The organism is Methylophaga sp. UBA2513 (assembly GCF_002341285.1).
In the GTDB taxonomy this organism is placed as follows: domain Bacteria; phylum Pseudomonadota; class Gammaproteobacteria; order Nitrosococcales; family Methylophagaceae; genus Methylophaga; species Methylophaga marina.
This window is the reverse complement of record NZ_DDNT01000005.1, coordinates 20905-43853: the sequence shown is the minus strand read 5'-3', so window position 1 is coordinate 43853 and position 22949 is coordinate 20905. Positions and strand designations below refer to the sequence as shown.

Sequence of the window (22949 nt, the reverse complement as noted above, 5' to 3'; positions counted from 1 at the left end):
AAATGAAAGGGGCGTGAAACACGCCCCTTTTCTATTGATTAGTCTTTTTTACACTACTTAGCTGTTCAAGCCATATGGTTTGTTTTTCTTCTAATGACAAAGCTGCATGGGCTGGGCTGGTGGATGGCAAGCGCTCTGTTGGTATTTTTTGCCATATTTTATCTAACGTTGGCAGAACAGATTTCATATAAATTTGCTCAGCTTTGCCACCATTAAAAAATACAGAATGAATATTCGGGTGTTGCCGAAAAAAGGCATTAAAGTCGTTAGCTTCAATGGAATCCGGTGCAATATTACTGTCCAGACTGCCTGGCCTTTCACAGGCTTTTAATACATCCCATACCGCTATGTGTTGGTGGGTGAGTTGTTCGCAGCGTTGTTGATACGGTAATGATGTCGAGATAGCAAACAGACTTTCCATAATTGGCCAGAAGCCATTACGAGGGTGGGCGTAATATTGCTGCTGACGCAATGATTCTGCACCTGGCATGGACCCGAGGATCAGGATTTTTGCAGACGTTGCTGCAATGGGCGGAAAGCTATAACAGCGCGTTAGATTCTCAGACATTATTGATATAGCTGACCTTTATGGCGAATCCAGCCATGAGGGTGTTTGTTGGCAGGATCATGATGCGTCCAGTGAATGACGCCACCTTTGTCATTCCATTCGTATTCACCAAAAATATGTACTTCATCACCCACGTTCAGAGAGTCAATGCGAGGTGCAAGATCGATGTTATGAGCAATCAATACCGTGAGTTTATCCGGCAAGGTAATGATAAAACGTTGATGACGACTGCCTTTATTATCATCAGTTAGAATCCGACTTACCGTCCCTTTTACTTCAACTAAAACGTCACTTTTCTGTTGTTGATAAAGTGATGAGATCGATGCTGTATCAACTTTATTAACGTTTTGCTGGTGAGGCTGATAATGACTGGCCCCCCAAATTAAAAAACCGAAAGCGATAACCAGCCATAAACGCTGTTTTTGTCGGCTTGCTTTAGACATGCCAAGAACCCTGTTTAGCGATAAATGCGTCAGTATAACGATTTTTATCAATGACAAAGAGCCCACTCTGATAACACTTAAGCATCTGACTAGAAGTCTCAAGATGAAATCAAATGGAATACTGAAAATGACGCGCACAATGAAAAAGTCATCAACAATGCCACACAATAACCGTATATTTCATGGTTGCATTAAATGATAGTAATGACGCGGTATTAATGAATTTATCAATATAGATATTGGTATTTATAATTTCCTGTTATATACCGCGGCGGTTATAATAGCGGGTCCGGTATTTAGAGTTTAGAGAGCTTAAATGTATCAATACGATAAGTATGATCAAACGATGGTTGAGCAGCGGGTAGAGCAGTACCGTGATCAAACACGTCGTTTCTTGGCGGGTGAGCTGACTGAAGAACAGTTCCGTCCTTTACGACTGATGAACGGGCTGTATATCCAAATACATGCACCCATGTTACGTGTTGCCATTCCTTATGGACTGATGTCTTCACAACAAGTTCGTAAAATTGCAGACGTTTCACGCCGTTACGATAAAGGGTTTGTGCATTTCACGACGCGCCAGAATTTCCAAATGAACTGGCCGAAGTTAGAGGATGTGCCAGATATTCTTGCTGAACTGGCCACTGTACAAATGCACGCTATTCAAAGTAGTGGTAACTGCATTCGTAATACGACCTCTGATCAGTTTGCAGGTATCAATGCCAATGAAATAGAAGATCCACGCCCGTGGGCTGAAATTATTCGCCAATGGTCAACCTTCCACCCTGAGTTTGCCTATCTACCACGTAAGTTCAAAATTGCCGTTATTGGTTCTGAAGAAGACCGTGCAGCCACTAAATTGCATGATATCGGCTTACATCTGGTTAAAAATCACGAAGGTGAAGTCGGTTTTGAAGTGCTTGTCGGTGGTGGTTTAGGTCGTACGCCAATCATTGGTCAACAAATCAGACCTTTCCTTGAGAAAAAGGATTTGCTCTCCTATCTGGAAGCGATTCTGCGTGTTTATAACCGCCTGGGTCGTCGTGATAACAAATACAAAGCACGTATTAAAATCACGGTTCGTGAGCACGGTATCAATCATATCCGTGAACTGGTTGAAGCTGAATGGGTACAAATTCGTGATCAACTCGTTTTAGATCAAAAAGAAATTGATCGTGTGAAAGCGTATTTCACAGAGCCTGAATACGATGCTGATGCAGCAGCGGATGACAGTTTTGATAAAGCCTTGGCTGAAGATAATGCTTTTGCACGCTGGGCGAAACAGAATACGTTTGCTCATAAACAGCCCGGTTATCGTGCGGTTTATGTATCACTTAAAGCGCCAGGTGTTGCGCCGGGGGATGTGACCTCTGATCAGCTTGATGTCATTGCTGATCTGGCTGATGAGTTCAGCTTAGGTGAAGTGCGTTCAACGCACACTCAAAACCTGGTGTTTGCGGATGTGAAGCAGGCTGATTTATATGCCTTATGGTTGAGACTTGAGGCTGACAACCTGGCTACACCAAATGTGAATACATTAACCGATATTATTTGCTGTCCTGGACTGGATTATTGTGGTCTGGCTAATGCTAAATCTATTCCTCTGTCTAAACAGATTGCGGAACGGTTTGGTGATCTTGACTATCTTTATGACTTAGGTGATATCAAGATCAAGTTTTCAGGCTGCATGAACGGTTGTGCTCACCAGAGTGTAGGTCACATCGGTATTCTGGGTGTCGATAAGAAAGGTGAAGAATGGTACCAATTCACACTTGGCGGTAGCTCTGAGGCAGATGCCTCTCTTGGAGAGCGTCTAGGTAAGGCGATACCTAAAGAGGACGTAGTCGACACCGTTGGTCATTTATTAGATGCCTATGTCGATTTACGCCATGAAGATGAGTCATTCCTGGCCACAGTTCGTCGTTTAGGTATTGATCCATTTAAGGAGCGTGTATATGCAGATAATTAAAGATCGTGAAATCATCGAAGATAATTGGACACATCTGGATGATGATTCAGATCTGATTGCTGGCAATATTACCGTTTCTTTAGCCCGGTGGCAGGAACAACATGAAACACTGGTGAAACATGAAGGTGAATTAGGCCTTCGTCTGAGCGGTGATGATCCTCTGGAAGAAGTGGTGCCAGATTTAATTCATTTCTCCTTGATCGTTCTCGTGTTTCCTGCATTCACTGATGGGCGTTGTTACTCATTTGCGAGACTGTTACGTGAACGTTATGGCTTTAAAGCTGAGATACGTGCTCAAGGTGATGTGTTATATGACCAGTTGTTCTATATGTCACAGTGTGGAATTAACAGCTTTGAGCTTGCCAATCCCAACCGTATCGACAAAGCCTTGAAGGCTTTTGATGACTTCAGCGAAAGTTACCAGGCAACGGTACTTCGTCCTGAACCACTTTATCGCCGTCGTTAGACACAAGCACACGTCTGTATGGCTGTATATGCAATAGGTGATGTTCAAGGTTGTTACGATGAGTTAGTAAAAATGCTGGATCGAGTTCAGTTCGATCCAGCCCTTGATCAAATTTGGCTGGCTGGTGATTTGGTGAATCGAGGCCCTAAGTCAGCAGAAGTATTAAGGTTAGCAAAGCAGTTAGGTAATAGTTGTATATCCGTATTAGGCAACCACGATCTACATTTACTGGCTAATGCTGCAGGTGTCGTTGAATATCAACATCATTTGGATACGATTGAGCAAGTTCTCTCTGCACCTGACAGAGAAGAGCTCATTACCTGGTTAAGACAACAACCTTTGTTTTATCACGATCCCATCCTAGATTTCAGTATGGTACATGCAGGAATACCTGCAGAGTGGTCAGTGCAAGAATCACAGCAACGATCCGAAGAAGTCGAAGCGGTTTTAAGCGGGGATAATTGGCGTGATTTCTTTCAGCATATGTATGGTAATAAACCTAAACGATGGACGCCTGAGCTGAAAGGCTGGGATCGACTTCGTTTTATCACTAATTGCTTTACCCGTCTGCGTTACTGCCATGAAGATGGTCGAATTGCACTTAAGTTCAAAGGGGCGCCTGAAGATAAACCATTACACCAACGTCCCTGGTTTGAAATGCCCAATAGAATGACGGCCAACGACAGAGTCGTGTTTGGGCACTGGTCTACTTTGGGCGTTGGTCGTTACGGTAATGTGTTTTCATTAGACAGTGGTGCGGTGTGGGGCGAAACATTGACAGCGGTGCGGATTGATCAAGAACCCTATGAATGGGTAACGGTTGAAGCAGATGCTGGTGGTTTACCTTTTCCAAAAAAGTCAGACAAAAAACGTAAACGCTGGTTGTGAGTTATGGTTCGCCATGATTGACGGAAAATGAGTACAATATATTTCATATTGATTAAATTCAGGCTTGTAAAATAATAGTCATGTCACTATCTACATCGCTGTTTTAAAACGGTGTGGGAGAATAAACGCTGGCAGTTGCAATACAGCTATTAGAAATTTGATCGAAAACTGACCGAAACAGTTCAATCTGTTTGGATATAACGGTCTTAAGCAGCCATGGGAGTGATGAAATGGTTAAGTCTATAAAACAAATTGAGGCTGGCAAATAAATGGCCACTGGATTACCCAGAACAAAAGCACGCCGAGCTGCTGTACAAGCGCTCTATCAAGCTCAAGTCAATGGTGAAGCACCACAAAAAGACACACTTGAGTTTGTCACTGCAGAATATGCTGACAAAATTGATAAAAAATATTTTGTGACATTGGTCGACGGCACGATCAAATATCAAAATGAAATTGATGAAGAACTGACACAAGTCATCGACCGTGATTTGGCAAAGATTGATCCGGTAGAAGTCTCCGTGCTTCGTCTCGCCGTATTTGAATTTATGCATCTACCAGAAATACCATACCGTGTCGTGCTGAATGAAGCGGTCGAATTAGCCAAGTCTTTCGGTGGTGAGCAAGGTCATAAATACGTCAACGGCGTCTTAGATAAGATGGGCGCTCGATTACGCTCTCATGAGCACCAAGCAGCGAAAGCTGCACGTCAAAAGAAATAAGTCATACTGGGCAGGTGTCGACGATGCTTGCCTGATGATTAAAAGGTTTTCTGTGTGGCTTTAACTGAGTTTTCACTGATACAACAGTTTTTTGCTGATGCAACACAAAAACGTCAAGACGTGATTGTGGATATTGGTGATGATTGTGCTGTGTTGTCATGTCCTGCAGATAGCGATATAGCTATTTCAATTGATACGCTTGTTTCCGGTATTCATTTTTTCCCGGATGTAGATCCTCACACGCTAGGCCATAAATCATTGGCGGTGGGGTTAAGCGATCTGGCCGCCATGGGCGCTACACCAGCCTGGTTTACATTAGCATTAACGATACCTTCACTTGATGAAAAGTGGTTATCAGCCTTTGCGTCAGGCATGGCGGAGTTAGCCGACCAATATAATATTCAGCTTGTTGGCGGTGACACCACAAAAGGTCCGTTGACTATTAGCATTCAAGTGCATGGTCAGGTGAAAAAAGGGGCTCAGCTTCAGCGTAATCATGCTAAATCAGCCGATAAAATCTATGTCACTGGTACGCTTGGTGATGCGGGAGCTGCTTTGCAGAAACGTTTAGCATCATGGCAGCCTGAGGAGTTATCTGAGGAAGATTGGTCTTTTTTAAATAAACGGCTGGAGCAACCCATACCTCAAGTAAACATCTCCCGAGAAATTCAGCCGTTTGTAAATGCTGCCATTGATATTTCTGATGGGTTATTAGCTGATCTTGGCCATATTCTTGAAGCCAGTGTCAAAGGCGCAAGAATTTACCTAGACAACATACCATTATCACCTAGTCTGCAGAAACTGGATAAAGCCAAGGCTTGGCAATTAGCGATGAGTTCCGGAGATGATTATGAACTTTGTTTTACGGTTCCTGCAGAGCACGTCCAGGCACTTGAAACACTAAATTTAGATATTCAACAGATTGGTGAAATTACGGAAGAACAAAAAATTGTTCTCTTAGATGAACAGGGACAACCATCAGTGTTAGATATCACAAGCAAAGGGTATGACCATTTTGTCTAAAGTCACCTTCACACAATTATTAAAAAGACCAACGGCATTTTTAGCGTATGGGTTTGGTTCTGGCTTGGCTCCAAAGGCACCGGGTACCTTTGGTACGCTAGCCGCTATTCCGGTTTTTTACCTGATGCAACCTTTACCTATTATTAGCTATCTTCTATTGACCGCCTTGCTCTTCGTTCTTGGCGTCTGGTTTTGTCAAAAAACGGTCGACTGGTTACAGCAAGATGATCCTTCTGCCATTGTGTGGGATGAGATCGTGGGATATTTAATTACCATGCTCGCCGCGCCCAGTGGCTGGTTATGGATTGTATTGGGTTTTGTGCTGTTTCGGCTGTTTGATATTTTGAAACCCTGGCCAGTGAGCCTGGCTGATAAAAAACTACATGGTGGTTTTGGAGTGATGCTAGATGATGTTATCGCCGGGTTATATGCTTTGTTGGTACTTCAGCTGATAGCGTACTTTTTCTAACCCGACGATCATCAATATTGCTGCTTTATAGAATAGAGGCGGCATCAATCTGGTGGTTTTGTGTACCATGATGAGCGATTTTTAACGCGCCTAGCGTCGAAGCGATTCTGCCTGTCTCTTCCCAGTCTTTTCCATGCAAAATGCCGTGTAATAGACCAGCACGATATGCATCTCCACAACCGGTTGGGTCAACCACCTGGGCAGCTTTTTGGCAGGCAATCTCTATTCGCTTACCTTCAGTATAGATATATGAGCCCTCAGCACCACGTGTGATAATCAATGCTTCAACATGACGAGCGATTTCTTCTTCTGGCAGTCCTGTGCGGTCCATGAATAACTGCGCTTCATAATCATTAAGAGCGATATAACTGGCTTGTTCTGCAAAGGCCATTAATTCATCACCATTAAACATCGGTAAGCCTTGACCTGGATCGAAGATAAATGGGATTCCAGCGGCTTTTAATTGTTCAGCATGTTGGATCATGCCGTCACGACCATCAGGGGCAATAATAGCCAGTTTAATATCTTTTGCTTCACTAATAGTCGTTTCGTGAGCCAAGTTCATCGCGCCTGGGTGGAAGGCTGTAATCTGATTGTCATCCTGATCTGTCGTGATAAAAGCCTGAGCCGTGTAATGACCTTGTTTAACATGGACATGATCACGTTTAATATTTTTCGCATCCATCCATTCTGCATATGGCGCAAAGTCAGTTCCTACCGTACCCATTGGCACAGGGTTGTCACCAAGTAGTTTCAGGTTATAGGCAATATTACCAGCACAGCCACCAAACTCACGACGTAACTCTGGCACCAGAAAGGCCACATTTAACATGTGCACTTTGTCCGGCAATATGTGGTTTTTAAACTTATCAGGAAAAACCATAATATTGTCGAAAGCGAATGAGCCACAAATAAGCACTGACATAACTTAACTTTCCTTTATTTCTAGATGGGTAGGGTGGGCCTGAATACTGATTTTTCCTCGCATGAATGCTTGCAAGGTATGCCCAATAATTTTATAGCGCCAGCCATGTAATAAAGCACAATCCTGGCCCCGCACCAATGATTCAATATCTTTACGTGTAGCCACTGCAGAAGGGGTGATGGATTGTTCATCACAACTTTTTCTTAATAATGCCATCAACGCATCAATCAGTGCTTCTTGCTGATTACTAAGCGCTGAAGGTCGTTTCAATACAGGCCACTTTTCTTTCGGAATATCTTTTGCTGCGGTGATGACTTTGATGATGGTGTTGCCATACCGGTCTATATCACGCGCTTCTAGGCCACGAATTTTTTTCATTGCATCGAGCGTCATTGGTGTGAAGCGAGCTAAGTCCAGCATCACATCATCTTTCAAAATCCAGCGACGAGGTAAATCAAGCTCAATGGCTCGTTTCTCACGCCAAGCGCCAAGTTCTTGCAGTATGACAAGTTGCTGACTTTTTAATCTGCCAGCACCTTTCACCCTTAGCCAGCTTTGTTGTGGATCTTCCTGATAGGTTTCTATTGCAGTTAATGCCGCAAAGTCATCACTTAACCACTCCACACGACCTGTTCTATTAAGCTCATCAAGGAGTTGTAAATAAACTTGTCGAAGATAGCGAACGTCATCAGCAGCATATTCTACTTGGGCCTCAGAAAGAGGCCGTTGTCGCCAGTCTGTTCTGGCTTGACCTTTATCGAGTTCAACGCCTAGACATTGTTTAACCAAATTGCCATAACCAATTTGATCACCATAGCCGAGAACCGTTGCAGCGAGTTGTGTATCAAACACTTTTGGTGGAAGTGCATTCTGCATCAAGAAAAATAATTCTAAATCCTGTCTTGCCGCATGAAAAACAATGGTCATGTCATCAGAGTAAAACAATGCCATTAACGGTGAGAGGTCTTCAATTGCTAGTGGATCCACACAGGCGATAACATCATGATTCGCCACTTGGATTAAGCAAAGTTGTGGAAAGTAGGTCTTTTCGCGATGGAATTCGGTATCAACGGCAAGCCAGTCGCTGTCGGCTAGCTGTTGGCAAAGTGTTTCAAGACCGGCTTGTGTATTTACAAACTGAATTGTCATGCTGTGTCTTTAGAAAAGGAACACAGTATAGCCAGTTTACTCTTCAATGCATAACCTGACTGGTTGATACCATATCGACAATCGCACTTGTGATAATCTCAGGTTGATGAAGGTGAATATCATGTCCGCTCTGAAACGCAAACAGGTGCTGGCTGTGAGGCGTTAACTTCCATAACTCCTGTTGCAGGTGGACCCAGATCTTTTCGCGACTTTCACCATCCTTTTGGCCTTGCCATTCGCTTTGACCGCGACTGATGACAACCAAAGGCACATCTGGCAGATGCTCGAGATGCTTGACTTGCAACGCACTTTGGTAAAGTGAGGAAATTTCGGTTCGTGCTGCATTTATGGCTCGTTCTTTCAGCATCGACTGCTCAGCCGTGAGCAGATCACTGGATGGTTTTGGCAGGATGATGATGTTTCTCTTTCGGTCGTAGTTTTGCGGCAATTTAATATTGAGTTGTTCGTATTGGTTTTCATGAGAGGCATCGACAAGCACTATACCACTAACGTTGTCAGGATTATTGGCTGCAAACACCCGCATATTATATCCACCAAATGAATGGCCAACCAGGATAAACGGACCTTGCAGATTAGCTTTGTTGACCAAGAGCTCTAACTCATTAGCGATTCTTACACTGGTGCGAGGTTGAGGGCCTGTATCACTCCAGCCGTAGCCTGCTCTATCGTAAACACAGGTTTGAGTGGTTTTGGCCATATCGTTTTGAATATCGAACCAGGCAGTTGAGTCGTCTCCCAATCCGGTATCGATAAGAACAGTGGGAACGCCTTTGCCTTTACAGAGCATGTGCAGTTTATATCCACCGACATCATAACGAACACCCGGTGCTTTTGGATATTGACCTGCAGTCGCCATATTAGTCAACAAAGCACTGAGGACGAACACGATGGTTATGAGTTTCACTGGCATTATCAGCTCCGATAATAATCTTATCTGAGCTTAATTTTATCGATGTGAAGTTTACGTGTAAGAAGATGATTGTTCTTGAATTTTCTGGTTAAGCTCAGTCAGATCAAACGGCCAGTATAGTCGTTGCTGATCAGGAAACTCGACAACAGGTATATGCACACCGAACTGGTTGACCAAATTATCATCATCACCAATTTCAACAAGCTTGATGTTGATGTCATTTATTTTGGATGTTTCTTCCAGCAGCGCTAAAGCTTGTTCACATAAATGACATCCAGCCGTTGTGTATTGGATGACTATCATTATTTTTCTAATAGACGAGGTATCAGGTCGATAAAGTTACATGGTTTATGGCTGGCATTTAACTGATCGTGGAGAATCTCATCCCAACCTGTTATGCAGGCCCCTTTGGAGCCAGGCAGGCAAAAAATAAATTTCCCATTAGCTAAACCGGCAATAGCTCGACTCTGTACTGTAGATGTTTTGATAACATCATACGAACGTGCACGAAATAATTCACCAAAGCCTTCAATCTCTTTATCAAACAAAACTTTCACGGCCTCTGGCGTACCATCTCGTCCTGTAAGACCGGTGCCGCCTGTCGTGATGATGGCGTCGATATCATCATTAACTAACCACTGCGAAATAACAGCTCTTATGCGATAAGTATCATCGGCCACGATATCTCTGTAGCTGACATTGTGGCCATCGGCAGTGGCCTTATCTTGCAACACGTCACCAGAGGCATCATTGTCTTTCGTTCGTGTATCGGATATTGTCAAAATAGCGATATTGATAGGAATAAATTCAGTACCCATTTGCTACCTGTAAAGATTGAAACTATCGGAACAAGTATAATCAGCAACCGGTCTACGGTCTAGAAATCCATAAAATTCTCTAGGAGAAAATGAGATGAAAAAAATTGTATTGGCCTCACTCATAGCGGCAACTCTCAGTGGTTGTGCTGCCAATGACCCTAATCAAAAAACAAAAACAGGTGCCGCTGTAGGTGCTGCCGCAGGTGCATTATTAGGCTATGCGGTAGATGACGGTACAGGTGGTGTGTTAGCAGGTGCTGCCGTGGGTGCATTAGCTGGTGGAGGTGTGGGTTATTACATGGATAAACAGCAGAAGGAAATGGAAGCAGCATTAGCTGATGAGCAAGCTCGCAATGAGTTGAAAATTCAGCAATTAGAAAACGAAACCCTCAAAATTGATATTTCTAGCGAAGTCTCATTTGATTTTGACAGTGCCTCATTGAAGTCAGCATTTACGCCGACATTGAATAAAGTGGCGGACATCTTACAGCGATATCCGAATACCATTATTCATGTCGTAGGCCATACAGACAGCGTCGGTTCAGAAAGTTACAATATGAAACTATCAGAGCGAAGAGCGCAGTCTGTTGTTGATTATTTATCAGCGGAAGGCGTGTCTTCCGATCGTTTATTTGCTATCGGCAAGGGCGAAAGTGAGCCGCGAGCAACAAATGACACGGAAGCTGGACGGCAATTAAATCGTCGTGTTGAACTATTCGTTAAACCCGTTATTGAAGGACAAGAGTCTGAAGCCTATCAAACGCCGTAAAAATAAAACGGCACATCACGCCCCGATTGATCCGGATATCATTTTTGGCCTGCATGCTGTGCAGGCCGCACTTGACGTGCCTGTCAGCCGAGTTAAGGAAATATGGCTTGCTGCCGAACGTCACGATAGTCGTGTTGAGAATGTTCTGAATGCTGCGCAGGAGCAGGGCGTCGTTGTTCATCATTCTGAACGTGAAACACTCGAAAAACTCGCACCGGATGTGCAGCATCAAGGGTGTGTGGCAAAGTGCCGACCCTTAGACAGTCTGGATGAAAAAGGTTTATTCGACTTACTCGATAATCTCGATGAACCACCATTGTTGCTGATTCTTGATGGTGTGCAAGACCCGCATAATCTCGGTGCCTGTCTGCGCACAGCCGAAGCCTCGGGTGCGCACGCAGTTATTGCACCTAAAGACCGAGCATCAGGCTTAACAGCAACAGCGATAAAAATTTCCAGTGGGTCAGCTGAGCGCTTACCTTTTGTTCAGGTCACCAATATTGCGCGGTTGATGCATGAGCTTCAGCAAAGAGGTGTGTGGCTGGTAGGAACTTCAGGTGAGAGTGAGACCAGTCTTTATCAAACAAAACTAACAGGACCTATGGCCATTGTGCTTGGCGCGGAAGGTAAGGGAATTCGTCGCCTAACTCGTGAAAACTGCGATGAGGTGGTCTTCATTCCTATGCAGGGTGAAGCGGAAAGTCTCAATGTCTCAGTGGCAGCTGGTGTCTGTTTATTCGAAGCATTTCGTCAACGTGGCTTGTGATAAGTATCTGAATTCAAGTAAAATGTTCGATTGCTTTTAATTCTGATTTTTCAGAGAAGCAAAACTCCTTGCTTTGTGGCACAGACCATAAAGCTGTTTAAACCGTGAGGAGCTCAAATGAGACATTACGAAATCGTGTTTCTGGTCCACCCTGATCAGAGTGAACAAGTGCCTGGCATGATCGAGCGCTATACCCAAACACTGACAAGCGAAGGTGGTCAAGTCCATCGTTTAGAAGATTGGGGTCGCCGTCAACTTGCTTATCCAATCAATAAAGTACACAAAGCGCATTATGTTCTTATGAATGTTGAATGTGGTGTTGAACAACTGAATGAAGTGACAACTGCATTCCGTTTCAACGACGCTGTGATTCGTCATCTTGTTGTTAACATGGAAGAAGCCGTTACTGAAGCTTCACCTATGATGCAAAAAGAAGACGAGAAAAAATCAGCTTAATACTGCTACAGACTTTTAGGAGAATTTATAATGGCACGTTTTTTTAGACGTAGAAAATTTTGTCGCTTTACTGCCGAAGGCATTAAACAAATCGATTATAAAGATGTAAATCTGTTAAAAAATTACATCACAGAAACCGGAAAAATCGTACCAAGCCGTATCACAGGTACTAAAGCGCGCTACCAGCGTCAGCTTTCAACTTGTGTGAAGCGTGCGCGTTTCCTAGCATTGTTGCCATACTGCGACATGCATAAATAATTGTCTTGATCTAAGCAACTAAACATATCAGCTATGCTGTTTAAAGCTATTGCCTCCTATGCCATGCAAGGCCGCTGGAAAGCGGCGGCAACGACAGCGGTATTGTCTGCGTTAGCGATTATATTTCCTCCTCTGAATTATTTATCGAGTGGGGTGATTTCGTTAACAACATTGAGAATGGGCCCACGCGAAGGTGTGAGGGTCATCTTGGCAACACTGGTTGTTTTTGCTCTTTTGGCTGGATTTTTGGTCGGGCAATTATGGGTTGCAGCTTTAGTTTTGCTGACCAGTTGGTTACCTGTTTATCTTGTAACACTGGTTCTGGGGTACACACGTTCATTTGCGCTGTCACTTTTGACGGCAAGTGGACTGGGCATTTTAGTTGTACTAATGATGCATCTGTTTATCCCTGATACCACCTCATGGTGGCAGCAAATGTTGAGGCCATTTATTGACAATTTAAGTCAACAGCCCAGCTGGCAGTTAAATGCTATGCAGACTGAACAAGTAAGCATACGATTATCGGGCTTGATGACGGGACTAGTCGCGGCAGGCGTCTGTCTGAATGCAATTTTAGGCATTATCATCGGTCGGGCCTGGCAGTCTCAGCTTTATAATCCAGGTGCCTTTGGCGCAGAGTTTAAACAGTTGCGTTTGGGTAAAGCACCTGCTGTTTTTACAGCAGTACTCATGGCTATGGCATTAACTACTTTTGGTCGTTATGTGCCTTGGCTAATGGATTGCTTGCCTGTGATGCTGGTGGTGTTTGGTATCCAGGGATTGGCTATCGTGCATGCTATTGTGACGATAAAACAAAAAAGTAAAGCGTGGTTGATTACAATCTATGTTTTGCTTGTGATTATGTTGCCACAAATGGTAATGATACTAGCTAGTCTTGGTGTAATAGATCAGTGGTTTAATTTACGTGCTCGCTCTGAAAAGAGTGGTACGGGTATTTGAATAAGCAATCATCTGATTGCGTATGAGGGTAGAACGATGCAAGTTATATTGCTAGAAAAAGTTCAAAAGCTTGGTAATCTGGGCGATGAAGTGAGTGTTAAGTCTGGTTTCGGACGTAACTTCTTAGTACCTAAAGGTAAAGCGTTACCTGCAACTAAGCAAAACAGAGAAAAGTTTGAAGCACGTCGTGCAGATCTCGAAGCTGCAGCAGCGAAAGTATTAGCTGAAGCTGAAGCGCGTAAAGCAAAATTAGTGGCTGCCGGTTCTCTTGATATCATGGCTAACGCTGGTGTTGAGGGTAAATTATTCGGTTCAATTACCGCTGCAGATATTGCTGATGCATTAAATGCTGCTGGTGCGGATATTGACCGTAATGAAGTTCGTTTACCGACAGGTCCATTACGTCATACAGGCGAATACAACATTGACATTCAATTGCATGCAGATGTGATTGAAGTGGTTAAAGTCAATGTAAGCTCAGAAGCTGAACTGCAAGCAAAAGCAGAAGCGGAAGAAGCGAAAAAAGCAAGAGAAGCAGCTTTGGAAGAAGCTGAAGCGATTGCTAAAGCTCAAGAAGAAGCGTAATAAAAAATATGGAGGCTGAGCTTGCTGCCTAGCCTCCATTTTTTATTGTCATCATCTCGTTTATGAGAATTGTTTCTTAGTTAATTAGAGGCTATTAACACTGTGGAAGACTTAAATTATTTTGATTCATTTAAGGATTCTGCCACAGAAGCACTGAAAGTGCCGCCTCATTCAATCGAAGCTGAGCAGTCAGTGCTTGGCGGATTAATGCTCGATAACTCTGCCTGGGAACAAGTGGCGGATCTTCTTGTTGAGCAAGATTTCTATCGTCATGACCATCAGTTAATCTATCGGGCAATTGCACAGTTAATGGAGCAGTCACAACCGGTTGATGTGATTACACTGGCTGAGTGGCATGATAAACGTGGTGAGCTGGATCAGGTCGGTGAACTCGCTTACCTTGGCATGCTGGCTCGTAATACCCCAAGTGCTGCCAATATTGCCGCGTATGCTGAAATCGTTCGCGAACGCGCAATCCTTCGTCAATTAATCAAAGTCGGTAACAGCATTGCCAATATGGCGTTTAAGCCTGAAGGCATGAGCAAAGAAGACATGCTCGATATTGCTGAGCGTCATGTGTTTGAAATTGCTGAAAAAGGCGCAAAACGTGGTGGCGGCTTTATTCAGGTGAAAGATGTCTTGAGTAAGGTTGTTGATAGAATTGATAGCTTATTTGAGCAAGATAGTGCAATCACCGGTCTCCCGACCGGATTCCTTGACTTTGATGAACAAACCTCAGGTTTGCAACCAGCGGATTTGGTAATTGTGGCCGGCCGACCATCCATGGGTAAAACTACCTTCGCCATGAATATCGCTGAAAATGGTGCCATACATAGTAAACAACCGGTCGCCGTTTTTAGTATGGAGATGCCTGCTGATGCATTGGCCATGCGTATGTTGTCTTCTCTGGGCAGAATTGACCAGCATCGATTACGTACCGGTAAGTTAAATGACGATGATTGGCCGCGTTTGACATCTGCCATTGCCCTGTTGAATGAAGCCCCTCTGTTCATTGATGATACCCCGGCATTGAGCCCGACTGAGTTGCGTGCACGAGCCAGACGTCTCAAACGTGAGCATGGTTTGAGTCTAATCGTGATTGACTATCTGCAATTAATGCAGGGTAATGCTGGTAAAGCGACTGAAAATAGAGCAACCGAGATTTCTGAAATATCACGATCTTTGAAAGCCTTAGGTAAAGAGCTTGAAGTACCGGTAATTGCTTTATCACAGTTGAACCGAAGCCTGGAACAACGTCCGAATAAACGTCCAGTCATGTCGGATTTACGTGAGTCGGGTGCGATCGAGCAGGATGCCGATCTTATTGTCTTCATTTATCGTGATGAAGTTTACAATTCGGATTCGCCTGATAAAGGTAAGGCCGAAATTATTATTGGTAAACAGCGTAATGGCCCAATCGGTACCGTGGCGCTGACATTCCAGGGCAAATACACACGCTTTGAGAATTTTGCCCCAAGTTACTACGATGATCAGGATAATTACCCGAGCTACGGCGAGGAGTAGCATTGACTTTCCCCTCGGCAACTATTTCTGTTCCAGCTTTACAGCATAACCTTGCACGCGCGAAGCAATCGGCTGCAAACAGTAAGGTGATGTCTGTTATCAAAGCTGATGCGTATGGACATGGCGTCATTACTGTAGCAGAAGCGCTCAAGCAGAGTGATGCCTTTGCTGTTGCCAGACTGTCAGAAGCTGTATCACTTCGACAGCAAGGTGTGACACTTCCAATAGTTATTCTTGAAGGTGTAAATACGGCTGATGATTTTCAGCTTGCAGCACAACTAAGTTTATCGCCAGTGATACATTTAAGCTCCCAAGTCGATGTATTGAACTCTATAACATTGAGTCAGCCATTAAAATTTAACTGGATTATGGTTGATAGTGGTATGCATCGTCTTGGTATTCGACCCGAACAGGTTGAGGCAATCATCAGTGGTTTACATGCGTCAGGCAATATGAACCATGAGCTCGGCTTGATGAGTCATTTTGCAAACTCTGATCTTGTTGGTGACATCCGTAATCAACATCAACTTGAACACATGCTCAGTCTGAAAGAAAAAACGGGCTTGCCAGTGTGTTTGTCTAATTCTGCTGCAGTGTTAGCATATCCCGAGTCACACTTGGACTGGGTTCGTCCCGGTTTAATGTTGTATGGTATTTCTCCATTTGCAGAAACGACGTCTGCTGAACATGGCTTACTGCCAGTGATGCAGTTAACCACACGGTTGATTTCAACTTATGACCTCAATACAGGTGAACAGGTTGGTTATGGTGGCGACTGGACGGCGAAGCAACCTTCCCGCATTGGTGTCGCCAGTATTGGATATGGTGATGGTTATAGTCGTCATTTGTCTAACCAGTCTGAAGTGGTTATTCAAGGTCAACGCTGTCCGGTGATTGGACGTATTTCCATGGATACGATTTGTATCAATCTGACGGATTGTATTCAGGCAAATGTCGGTGATGAAGTGTTGTTATGGGGACGTTCAGAGTTGATGGTGGAAGAGATTGCCAACTATGCTGGCACCATTCCTTATGAACTCGTCACTGTCTTGAGTAAACGCGTTAACAGGGATGTGAAAGATGGCTAAAGTCAAAAAGGTCTATGTTTGCAAAGAGTGTGGCGCGCAAACACCACAGTGGGCGGGACGATGCTCTGACTGTGGAGCGTGGAATAGTCTGGAAGAAGAGATTTATTCCAGTGCGTCTTCAACCGCACAAGCCACAATCAGTAAGCATTCAGGCTATGCTGGTGAGCAAAAAAGTGAAGTGCAGGCGCTGGGAGACGTCACATCAGAACAGGCTGTACGTTGGACTACAGGTTTACCAGAACTTGATCGTGTGCTCGGCGGTGGATTAGTCACCGGTTCAGTCGTCTTAATTGGTGGTGATCCCGGGATTGGTAAGTCGACACTATTATTGCAAGCCATGGCGACGATGGCTGACAGCAGTGGTATCAGTCCTCTCTATATCAGTGGCGAAGAATCCCTACAGCAAATCAGGCTACGTGCTGAGCGTTTACAGTTAGAGCAGGCACCGGTCGATCTATTAGCTGAAACTCACGCAGAACAGATGATTCAGGTAGCTAAAAACCGTAAACCTCAGGTGATGGTGATTGATTCTATTCAAACCGTGTTCACCGAGTTATTACAGTCGGCACCTGGAACTGTGGCACAGGTGCGTGAAAGTGCTGCACAGCTGGTTCGGTTTGCGAAATCTAGTGGTACGACAATGATTCTCGTTGGTCACGTGACAAAACAAGGTGCATTAGCCGGACCTCGGGTACTTGAGCACATGGTCGACACGGTACTGTATTTTGAAGGAGACACCTCAACGCGATTTCGAATTCTCCGTGCCGTAAAAAATCGTTTTGGTGCAGTCAATGAGCTCGGTGTATTTGGTATGACGGAACTGGGACTCAAAGAAGTGAGTAACCCGTCGGCCATTTTCCTGTCTCGGGGTGAGGAGTCGGTACCAGGCAGTATTGTCACAGTGATACGAGAAGGTAGTCGGCCAATGCTCGTTGAAGTACAAGCCTTAGTAGATAGCAGTCCGCTTGGAAATCCGAGGCGGGTGACAGTAGGGCTTGAGCAAAATCGCTTAGCCATGTTGTTGGCTATTTTGCATCGGCATGGTGGCATTACTTGTCATGATCAGGATGTGTTTATTAATGTTGTTGGTGGCGTGAAATTGAGTGAAACAGGGGCAGATTTAGCGGTGTTAGCGGCGATTATTTCTAGCCTGAGAAACAAACCTTTACCGAGAGACTGGGTATTGTTTGGTGAGGTTGGCCTGACGGGTGAAATTCGTCCAGTGCAAGCTGGTGAAGAGCGCATCAAAGATGCGAATAAGCACGGTTTTACTCATGCTGTTGTTCCGGCAGCGAATGCACCAAGAAAAGGCTTAAAAGGAATGAAAGTTCATGCAGTCAAGCATCTTTCAGAAGTGATTAGCATTCTTCGGGATATGACGTCTTAATGCTCATCTATCAAGGCTGATAATTCACGATGCAGAATGGCTTCATCACCCAGATTGAGCTCTATCAAACGTTTCAAATGAGTAATGCTATCCAAACCAATATGTTCACAATCAAAGCCTATCTGCTCATCATCAATATGGGCAACAACGGTCTCCATTTCGATAATGACTTGTGCGTTATCCAGCAATAAATCTAAACGGCATTTATCACCAATCGCAGATTGCCATTGTCCTGGTTTATGAACTAAAAGACCTTTTAATGAAATATCAATGATTTGGCAATTAAGAAACAAATCGCCATTTTCGGTATTGATATGGGCGACAGCATCAAATGGTATACGGCTGAATCGGCGTCTATCCTGAGCGGTTGAATCGGTCATAACTACCCCCTTATTTATAAACTGATACTATCATTGTTTTTGTAAGAGGAATACTCCATGCTTTGGGTAAAGGCACTTCATATTATTTTTGTGGTGACATGGTTTTCGGCGATGTTCTATTTGCCACGTTTGTTTGTGTACCATGCAATGACAGAGGATCAAGCTGGCAAAGACCGCTTTAAGATTATGGAGCGAAAACTTTACCGTGGCATCATGACGCCCAGCGCACTTTTGACTCTCATATTTGGTATCTGGCTTGTCAGTTATTATCCACTCGACCAAATTGCATCAATGGGCTGGTTGCATGCCAAACTGACTTTGGTATTACTGCTATTTGCTTATCATGGAATCTGTGGCTCAATGGTGAGAAAGTTTGCTGCAGATAAAAATGAGCGTAGCCATACCTATTACCGTTGGTTTAATGAGCTACCTGTTCTGGCATTGATTGCTATTGTCATTCTGGTTGTGGTTAAACCATTCTGATAAAAAAAGGGCTCGTAAAGAGCCCTTTTTTTGACTGCTCGAATCAGTTTAATCTGTGTATTCAAATATCTTAACCACACGTTGAACGCCAGCAGAGTTTCTGACAATATTCACTGCTTGGTCTGCTTCAGCATGGCTAACCATTCCCATCAGATAAACTACGCCGCGTTCCGTCACAACTTTAACGTGGAAAGGATCGGTGTTTTCATCAGTGGTCATTTTCGCTTTGATTTTTGACGTAATCCAGGCATCACTGCTACGTGATGGTAAGGCGCTTGGCGCAGCAATCGCCAATTCGTTATGAATGCGTCTTACTTTTGGAATCGCTTTCACTTCTGCCGTCACTTTTTGCTTCAATGATTCGCTCGGGGTTTCGCCCGTCAACAGAACAACACCATTGTAGCTGGTCACATTTATATGACTCTGATTGTAAATTTCTTTGTTGTTATAAATGGCGTAAGACGCTTTAAATTCGATGCCTTGATCATCAATTACACTCCCCGTAGTGCGGCGATCATACGCAACCGATGCGCCTGTAGCCGCACCTGTTGCCACGACGGGTACACAGGCTTGAAGAAACAACGTAGCGGCAGGTATGACTAAGCCTAACCAAGCTGCTTTTTTGAGTTTGTTCATAATGATTTTCCTTGTAATAACCTTGTACTTATATCGTTATAAGTTAATTAAGTTGAAAAGCGTTCTTTACCCATTCAATCTGTAAAGAGGAGTCTGCAGGCCTCACGGCAACAACATCAAATCTAAACTGCTCTTCGGATGAGGCTGTTGTTTGGATGTAATGTTGGGCTGTTAGGATAATTTTTGCCTGCTTTTGCTTGTTCACGCTCTCCAGTGCTGAACCAAAACGTGCATTCTTTCGAAATCGAACCTCGACAAAAACCAAGGTATTCTTTTCTTTCATAATTAAATCGATTTCACCTCCACGGCATTGGTAGTTTTGTTCGATTAAACGCAACCCCTGCTTTTGTAGATACCGTGAAACCTGTTGTTCTATTTGTTGGCCTTTATCCCTGGCAAACATAATTATTTAATAAGCTTTAGCTCACCTTGTTCAAATTTTCCCCACCGCATTTTGCGCGTGACGTGTCCTAGTGCATTGATGGATAAGCTGCCAGTAGCGCCTTCCATCGAACTTGTTGGATCACGGCTCAGCGTATTGAGTTGAGGTATCAACTTGTACGCATCAACGCCAAGAGCATAGAGTCGTATTGCGCTGGTAAAGTTCTCTGGCGACTGATTTTTCAATGATTGGTAAACCGGATCTTCACTCGCTAACTCCTCAAATACCCAAGGAATATCACTGATGACCAAATCATTTAAATCAATATTTTGTTGTGGATCGGCCTGACCACTGTACACATGTGAGGTTGCCAATAGTGGTAATTGACCAGAGCGGTGATATTTGAGCTGAGGTACTAACTGTCGAGCCTTGAGTGGGCGTGCGACTAAAAATAAAAAATCCACACCTTCACGTCGACGTGGTTCAAAGTCGAGTGAGCGACCCAGCGTGCCCTGAAGGGATTTATAACGCTGCTCACTCTCATTCAAGCCCATTAGCGGAATGAGTGTATCCCGGAAATCATTTTCAGCTTCATTGTAGTTCGAGACGATCAATGTACTGCCTCCTTCTTTACGCCATTGCGTAGTGAAGGCTGAGCTAATGCGTTGTCCCCAATCGTTGTATGGGGCGAGCACGATGCTGCGTTTGTAACCTAATTGTTTCGCGTAAGTGGCCACAGCGACGGCTTCATCTTCTGGTGCCAGGCCAAACTGATATAGATTTTGGTAGGACTGATCATCATCTGTGCGGTTTAAAGCCAGCACCGGAATGCTCAGGTCTGGGTGGGTGGCTAATGTTTCTACTGATGATTTTTGTAAAGGTCCAATGACGACACTGGCGTCTTCAGCTACGGCGGCGTCATATTGAGTTAGCACATTATTTTGCCCGCTGATGGCATCAGTCTCGATGTCGTAGAAGTGTAACTGTGCTGTTGAGCCGCTGACATATTGTGCCGCAATAATGGCATCCTTGATAATTTTTGCAGCCTCAACAAATGGACCAGAATGGGGTAATAAAACAGCAATATTATTGATGTCTTTTGGAATATGCGTGCCAGAGGCTAATGTTTTTTGGTAAAGCGCAGGATCGGCTGGATGGTTGGGGTAACTTCTTTTCCAGTCTTCGAGTGCGACAGCCAGCACTTCCGGGTTATCCTGGTATGCTTTTATATTATAGGCCAGTGCAAACCAACCACTATCTTCAGCGGGTGGATAGCCGGGATTGAATAGGTCAAGGGCTTGCGGTGTCATTTGCATTAATGCCTGCCATAAAGCTTCCCGATTGTTCTTTAACGCGTCGGCATCCGTCAGGATTTTTTCCAGTCTCAGATGTGTATTGGCTTTTTCTAACCAGTTTCCGGTCAGAGTATAGGCATCAGCCTGGACCTTAAGCACACTTTTCAGATTCTGAGCGGCTAAGTCTTTTTCCTGAACATTGCTGAGTGCTTTTAGGGCTCCCTCGCCATCACTGTTAAAGAGAGCAATATTGGCACCCAGAATTGCTGCTTCATAGCGTCGAGATGGGTGGAGTAAGCTAAGTTTGATCTGTTCAAGTGCTTGTTGGCTTTGCTCAACTTGTCCTGACTGCCAATACATTTGAGCCGCTTTCAATTGGTAGGCCGCTTGTTCTGTGCCATCATTTGTTAGAGCAAGTTGAGCGTATTCCTCGGCCGCTTCCCGGTATTGTCCCGAAAGTTCTGAAGCGAGCGTTTCAATTTGTGCGGGCTTTGTCATGCCGATAGGTGATTGCACTGGCTGACAAGCCGTCAAGCTCAGGAGGATAATGGCGGATAACCAGAAGCTGCGTTTCAGGGACATAAGGTCATTCTATAATTTAGTCATAGGAGGCATCATCTTACCTGTTCGCGTATATTACGACCACACTGTATTTAAGATTAAGGAAACACTGTGAGCGAGAGCCAAGCAGGTCAATTATTCATTGTCGCTACACCTATCGGTAATTTAAACGATTTTTCAGCAAGAGCGATTGAGGTATTGAAAAGCGTTGATGTCATTGCTGCTGAAGATACACGGCATAGCAAATATCTGTTGCAGCATTATGCCATTCAAACACCCAGTATATCTTTGCATGAGCATAATGAGCAGCAACGCAGTGATGCTCTCTGTCAACGGTTACTAGGAGGTGAGTCTGTCGCCTTAATCAGTGACGCGGGAACACCGTTAATCAGTGACCCTGGCTATCGCTTGGTGACGACGGTAAGAGAAGCGGGAATTCGTGTTACTCCCATTCCTGGATGTTGTGCCTTAATTACGGCCTTGTCTGCGTCAGGTCTTGCTTCTGACCGGTTCAGCTTTGAAGGATTTTTGCCTGCTAAATCGTCAGCTCGTAAACAGTTTATGGAATCGCTTAAGTCCGATACAAGGACCTTAATATTCTATGAAAGTCCACGTCGTCTGGTGTCGGCACTAGAGGAAGCTGTGCTTATTTTTGGTGAACAAAGACGCGCTTGTCTGGCACGGGAGTTAACGAAACTTCACGAGACTATTGAAACGCGATCGTTAATCGAGCTTCTGGCATGGGTAAAAGCAGATGATAACCAGCAGCGTGGTGAGTGCGTTTTATTAATAGAGGGCAGTCAGAATGAGGTCTCTGCAGATGAGCAAGAGGTCCGTCGGCTACTGCAAATTCTGCTGACTGAGCTCCCGGTCAAAAAAGCGGCGGCGATGGTGGCTAACATCACTGGTGGCAGTAAAAATGAAGCCTATCAGCTGGCGTTGAAATTACAGCAGAAAACTTAGCCTTTAGGTAGAATAGCGCACTGAGACGACTTGGCAATCGCACTGATAGTGATATCGGTGAGGAAAGTCCGGGCTCCAAAGGGTA

At 44.3% G+C, this 22949-nt stretch carries 28 protein-coding genes and 1 other RNA gene (1 of these 29 running past the window's edge); 18 read left to right on the top strand and 11 right to left on the bottom strand.

Translation table 11 applies throughout. The features are described from left to right. Positions 1-31: 31 nt before the first annotated feature. Positions 32-568: a DNA-deoxyinosine glycosylase gene (locus B3V56_RS01650; protein WP_289281867.1), complete on the bottom strand. Its 537-nt coding sequence runs from the start codon at positions 566-568 to the stop codon at positions 32-34. After that, the gene (locus B3V56_RS01645; RefSeq protein WP_289281866.1) at positions 568-1011 is read right to left on the bottom strand and encodes a DUF3465 domain-containing protein; all 444 of its coding nucleotides are present in this window, start codon (positions 1009-1011) and stop codon (positions 568-570) included. The genes B3V56_RS01650 and B3V56_RS01645 overlap by 1 nt, the downstream gene beginning before the upstream one ends. A 316-nt stretch (positions 1012-1327) precedes the next feature. Between B3V56_RS01645 and B3V56_RS01640 the strand changes: the two genes are divergently transcribed. The 6 genes from B3V56_RS01640 (at position 1328) to B3V56_RS01615 (ending at position 6548) form a co-directional block, all read left to right on the top strand. Beyond that, complete coding sequence (locus B3V56_RS01640) at positions 1328-2980, top strand: nitrite/sulfite reductase (protein WP_286305510.1); 1653 nt, start codon at positions 1328-1330, stop codon at positions 2978-2980. Then, complete coding sequence (locus tag B3V56_RS01635; RefSeq protein WP_286305509.1) at positions 2967-3446, top strand: DUF934 domain-containing protein; 480 nt, start codon at positions 2967-2969, stop codon at positions 3444-3446. Before B3V56_RS01640 ends, B3V56_RS01635 begins: the two co-directional genes overlap by 14 nt. Before the next feature lie 18 nt (positions 3447-3464). Continuing rightward, positions 3465-4334, top strand: a complete 870-nt coding sequence (locus B3V56_RS01630; protein WP_289245197.1) for a symmetrical bis(5'-nucleosyl)-tetraphosphatase — start codon at positions 3465-3467, stop codon at positions 4332-4334. 269 nt (positions 4335-4603) lie between these two features. Then, positions 4604-5056, top strand: a complete 453-nt coding sequence (nusB, locus tag B3V56_RS01625) for a transcription antitermination factor NusB (RefSeq protein ID WP_286305507.1) — start codon at positions 4604-4606, stop codon at positions 5054-5056. 54 nt (positions 5057-5110) lie between these two features. Continuing rightward, positions 5111-6079 carry a thiamine-phosphate kinase gene (thiL, locus tag B3V56_RS01620; RefSeq protein ID WP_289283910.1) on the top strand — a complete coding sequence of 323 codons (969 nt, stop codon included), beginning with the start codon at positions 5111-5113 and terminating at the stop codon, positions 6077-6079. Next, positions 6063-6548, top strand: coding sequence for a phosphatidylglycerophosphatase A family protein (locus tag B3V56_RS01615; RefSeq protein ID WP_286305505.1), 486 nt, complete (start codon positions 6063-6065; stop codon positions 6546-6548). Before thiL ends, B3V56_RS01615 begins: the two co-directional genes overlap by 17 nt. Positions 6549-6573: 25 nt before the next feature. Here B3V56_RS01615 and B3V56_RS01610 read toward each other — a convergent pair whose 3' ends face one another. The 5 genes from B3V56_RS01610 to moaB are packed head-to-tail and all read right to left on the bottom strand — an operon-like array spanning position 6574 to position 10371. Continuing rightward, positions 6574-7473, bottom strand: a complete 900-nt coding sequence (locus tag B3V56_RS01610) for a carbohydrate kinase family protein (protein ID WP_289281861.1) — start codon at positions 7471-7473, stop codon at positions 6574-6576. 3 nt (positions 7474-7476) lie between these two features. Next, positions 7477-8622 carry a ribonuclease D gene (gene rnd / locus B3V56_RS01605; RefSeq protein WP_289281860.1) on the bottom strand — a complete coding sequence of 382 codons (1146 nt, stop codon included), beginning with the start codon at positions 8620-8622 and terminating at the stop codon, positions 7477-7479. 43 nt (positions 8623-8665) lie between these two features. After that, positions 8666-9553: an alpha/beta fold hydrolase gene (locus tag B3V56_RS01600; RefSeq protein WP_289281859.1), complete on the bottom strand. Its 888-nt coding sequence runs from the start codon at positions 9551-9553 to the stop codon at positions 8666-8668. A 51-nt stretch (positions 9554-9604) separates the two neighbouring features. Then, positions 9605-9856, bottom strand: coding sequence for a glutaredoxin family protein (locus tag B3V56_RS01595; RefSeq protein WP_286305500.1), 252 nt, complete (start codon positions 9854-9856; stop codon positions 9605-9607). Beyond that, positions 9856-10371 (bottom strand): molybdenum cofactor biosynthesis protein B, encoded by a 516-nt coding sequence (moaB, locus tag B3V56_RS01590; RefSeq protein ID WP_286305499.1) that lies wholly within the window; start codon positions 10369-10371, stop codon positions 9856-9858. The genes B3V56_RS01595 and moaB overlap by 1 nt, the downstream gene beginning before the upstream one ends. A 94-nt stretch (positions 10372-10465) precedes the next feature. On the opposite strand from moaB, the gene B3V56_RS01585 reads away from it, so the two are divergent. The 9 genes from B3V56_RS01585 (at position 10466) to radA (ending at position 18164) form a co-directional block, all read left to right on the top strand. Then, a complete protein-coding gene (locus B3V56_RS01585) occupies positions 10466-11140 on the top strand; it encodes an OmpA family protein (RefSeq protein WP_286305498.1) in 675 nt (224 codons plus the stop codon). 25 nt (positions 11141-11165) lie between these two features. Then, positions 11166-11906 carry a 23S rRNA (guanosine(2251)-2'-O)-methyltransferase RlmB gene (gene rlmB / locus B3V56_RS01580; protein ID WP_289281890.1) on the top strand — a complete coding sequence of 247 codons (741 nt, stop codon included), beginning with the start codon at positions 11166-11168 and terminating at the stop codon, positions 11904-11906. A 117-nt stretch (positions 11907-12023) separates the two neighbouring features. Continuing rightward, a complete protein-coding gene (gene rpsF, locus B3V56_RS01575) occupies positions 12024-12362 on the top strand; it encodes a 30S ribosomal protein S6 (protein ID WP_007146027.1) in 339 nt (112 codons plus the stop codon). Between the two features lie 30 nt (positions 12363-12392). Beyond that, on the top strand, positions 12393-12620 hold the full coding sequence (gene rpsR / locus B3V56_RS01570; protein WP_007146026.1) for a 30S ribosomal protein S18: 228 nt from the start codon (positions 12393-12395) through the stop codon (positions 12618-12620). Positions 12621-12653: 33 nt separating this feature from the next. After that, positions 12654-13580, top strand: coding sequence for a DUF2232 domain-containing protein (locus B3V56_RS01565; RefSeq protein WP_289281858.1), 927 nt, complete (start codon positions 12654-12656; stop codon positions 13578-13580). A 36-nt stretch (positions 13581-13616) separates the two neighbouring features. After that, complete coding sequence (gene rplI, locus B3V56_RS01560) at positions 13617-14165, top strand: 50S ribosomal protein L9 (protein ID WP_349676198.1); 549 nt, start codon at positions 13617-13619, stop codon at positions 14163-14165. Positions 14166-14267: 102 nt separating this feature from the next. Further along, on the top strand, positions 14268-15689 hold the full coding sequence (dnaB, locus tag B3V56_RS01555) for a replicative DNA helicase (protein ID WP_286305495.1): 1422 nt from the start codon (positions 14268-14270) through the stop codon (positions 15687-15689). A 2-nt stretch (positions 15690-15691) separates the two neighbouring features. Then, positions 15692-16777 carry an alanine racemase gene (alr, locus tag B3V56_RS01550; protein ID WP_289283909.1) on the top strand — a complete coding sequence of 362 codons (1086 nt, stop codon included), beginning with the start codon at positions 15692-15694 and terminating at the stop codon, positions 16775-16777. Next, a complete protein-coding gene (gene radA / locus B3V56_RS01545; protein ID WP_289283908.1) occupies positions 16770-18164 on the top strand; it encodes a DNA repair protein RadA in 1395 nt (464 codons plus the stop codon). Before alr ends, radA begins: the two co-directional genes overlap by 8 nt. Here the strand turns inward: radA and B3V56_RS01540 are convergent. Further along, positions 18161-18544, bottom strand: a complete 384-nt coding sequence (locus tag B3V56_RS01540; protein WP_286305492.1) for a PilZ domain-containing protein — start codon at positions 18542-18544, stop codon at positions 18161-18163. The genes radA and B3V56_RS01540 overlap by 4 nt on opposite strands. A gap of 57 nt (positions 18545-18601) precedes the next feature. Between B3V56_RS01540 and hemJ the strand changes: the two genes are divergently transcribed. Then, a complete protein-coding gene (gene hemJ / locus B3V56_RS01535) occupies positions 18602-19027 on the top strand; it encodes a protoporphyrinogen oxidase HemJ (protein ID WP_286305491.1) in 426 nt (141 codons plus the stop codon). Between the two features lie 48 nt (positions 19028-19075). Here the strand turns inward: hemJ and B3V56_RS01530 are convergent, their stop codons facing one another. Genes B3V56_RS01530 through B3V56_RS01520 form a run of 3 tightly spaced genes read right to left on the bottom strand, consistent with a single transcriptional unit; the run spans position 19076 to position 21922 of the window. Next, on the bottom strand, positions 19076-19663 hold the full coding sequence (locus B3V56_RS01530) for a BON domain-containing protein (RefSeq protein ID WP_286305490.1): 588 nt from the start codon (positions 19661-19663) through the stop codon (positions 19076-19078). A 43-nt stretch (positions 19664-19706) separates the two neighbouring features. Then, positions 19707-20066 carry a YraN family protein gene (locus B3V56_RS01525; protein ID WP_289281855.1) on the bottom strand — a complete coding sequence of 120 codons (360 nt, stop codon included), beginning with the start codon at positions 20064-20066 and terminating at the stop codon, positions 19707-19709. A gap of 2 nt (positions 20067-20068) precedes the next feature. Then, positions 20069-21922 carry a penicillin-binding protein activator gene (locus B3V56_RS01520; RefSeq protein WP_289283907.1) on the bottom strand — a complete coding sequence of 618 codons (1854 nt, stop codon included), beginning with the start codon at positions 21920-21922 and terminating at the stop codon, positions 20069-20071. A gap of 90 nt (positions 21923-22012) precedes the next feature. On the opposite strand from B3V56_RS01520, the gene rsmI reads away from it, so the two are divergent. Further along, complete coding sequence (gene rsmI, locus B3V56_RS01515; protein WP_289281853.1) at positions 22013-22864, top strand: 16S rRNA (cytidine(1402)-2'-O)-methyltransferase; 852 nt, start codon at positions 22013-22015, stop codon at positions 22862-22864. 21 nt (positions 22865-22885) lie between these two features. Continuing rightward, an RNA gene (gene rnpB / locus B3V56_RS01510) (RNase P RNA component class A) lies at positions 22886-22949 on the top strand (it continues 332 nt past the right edge of the window).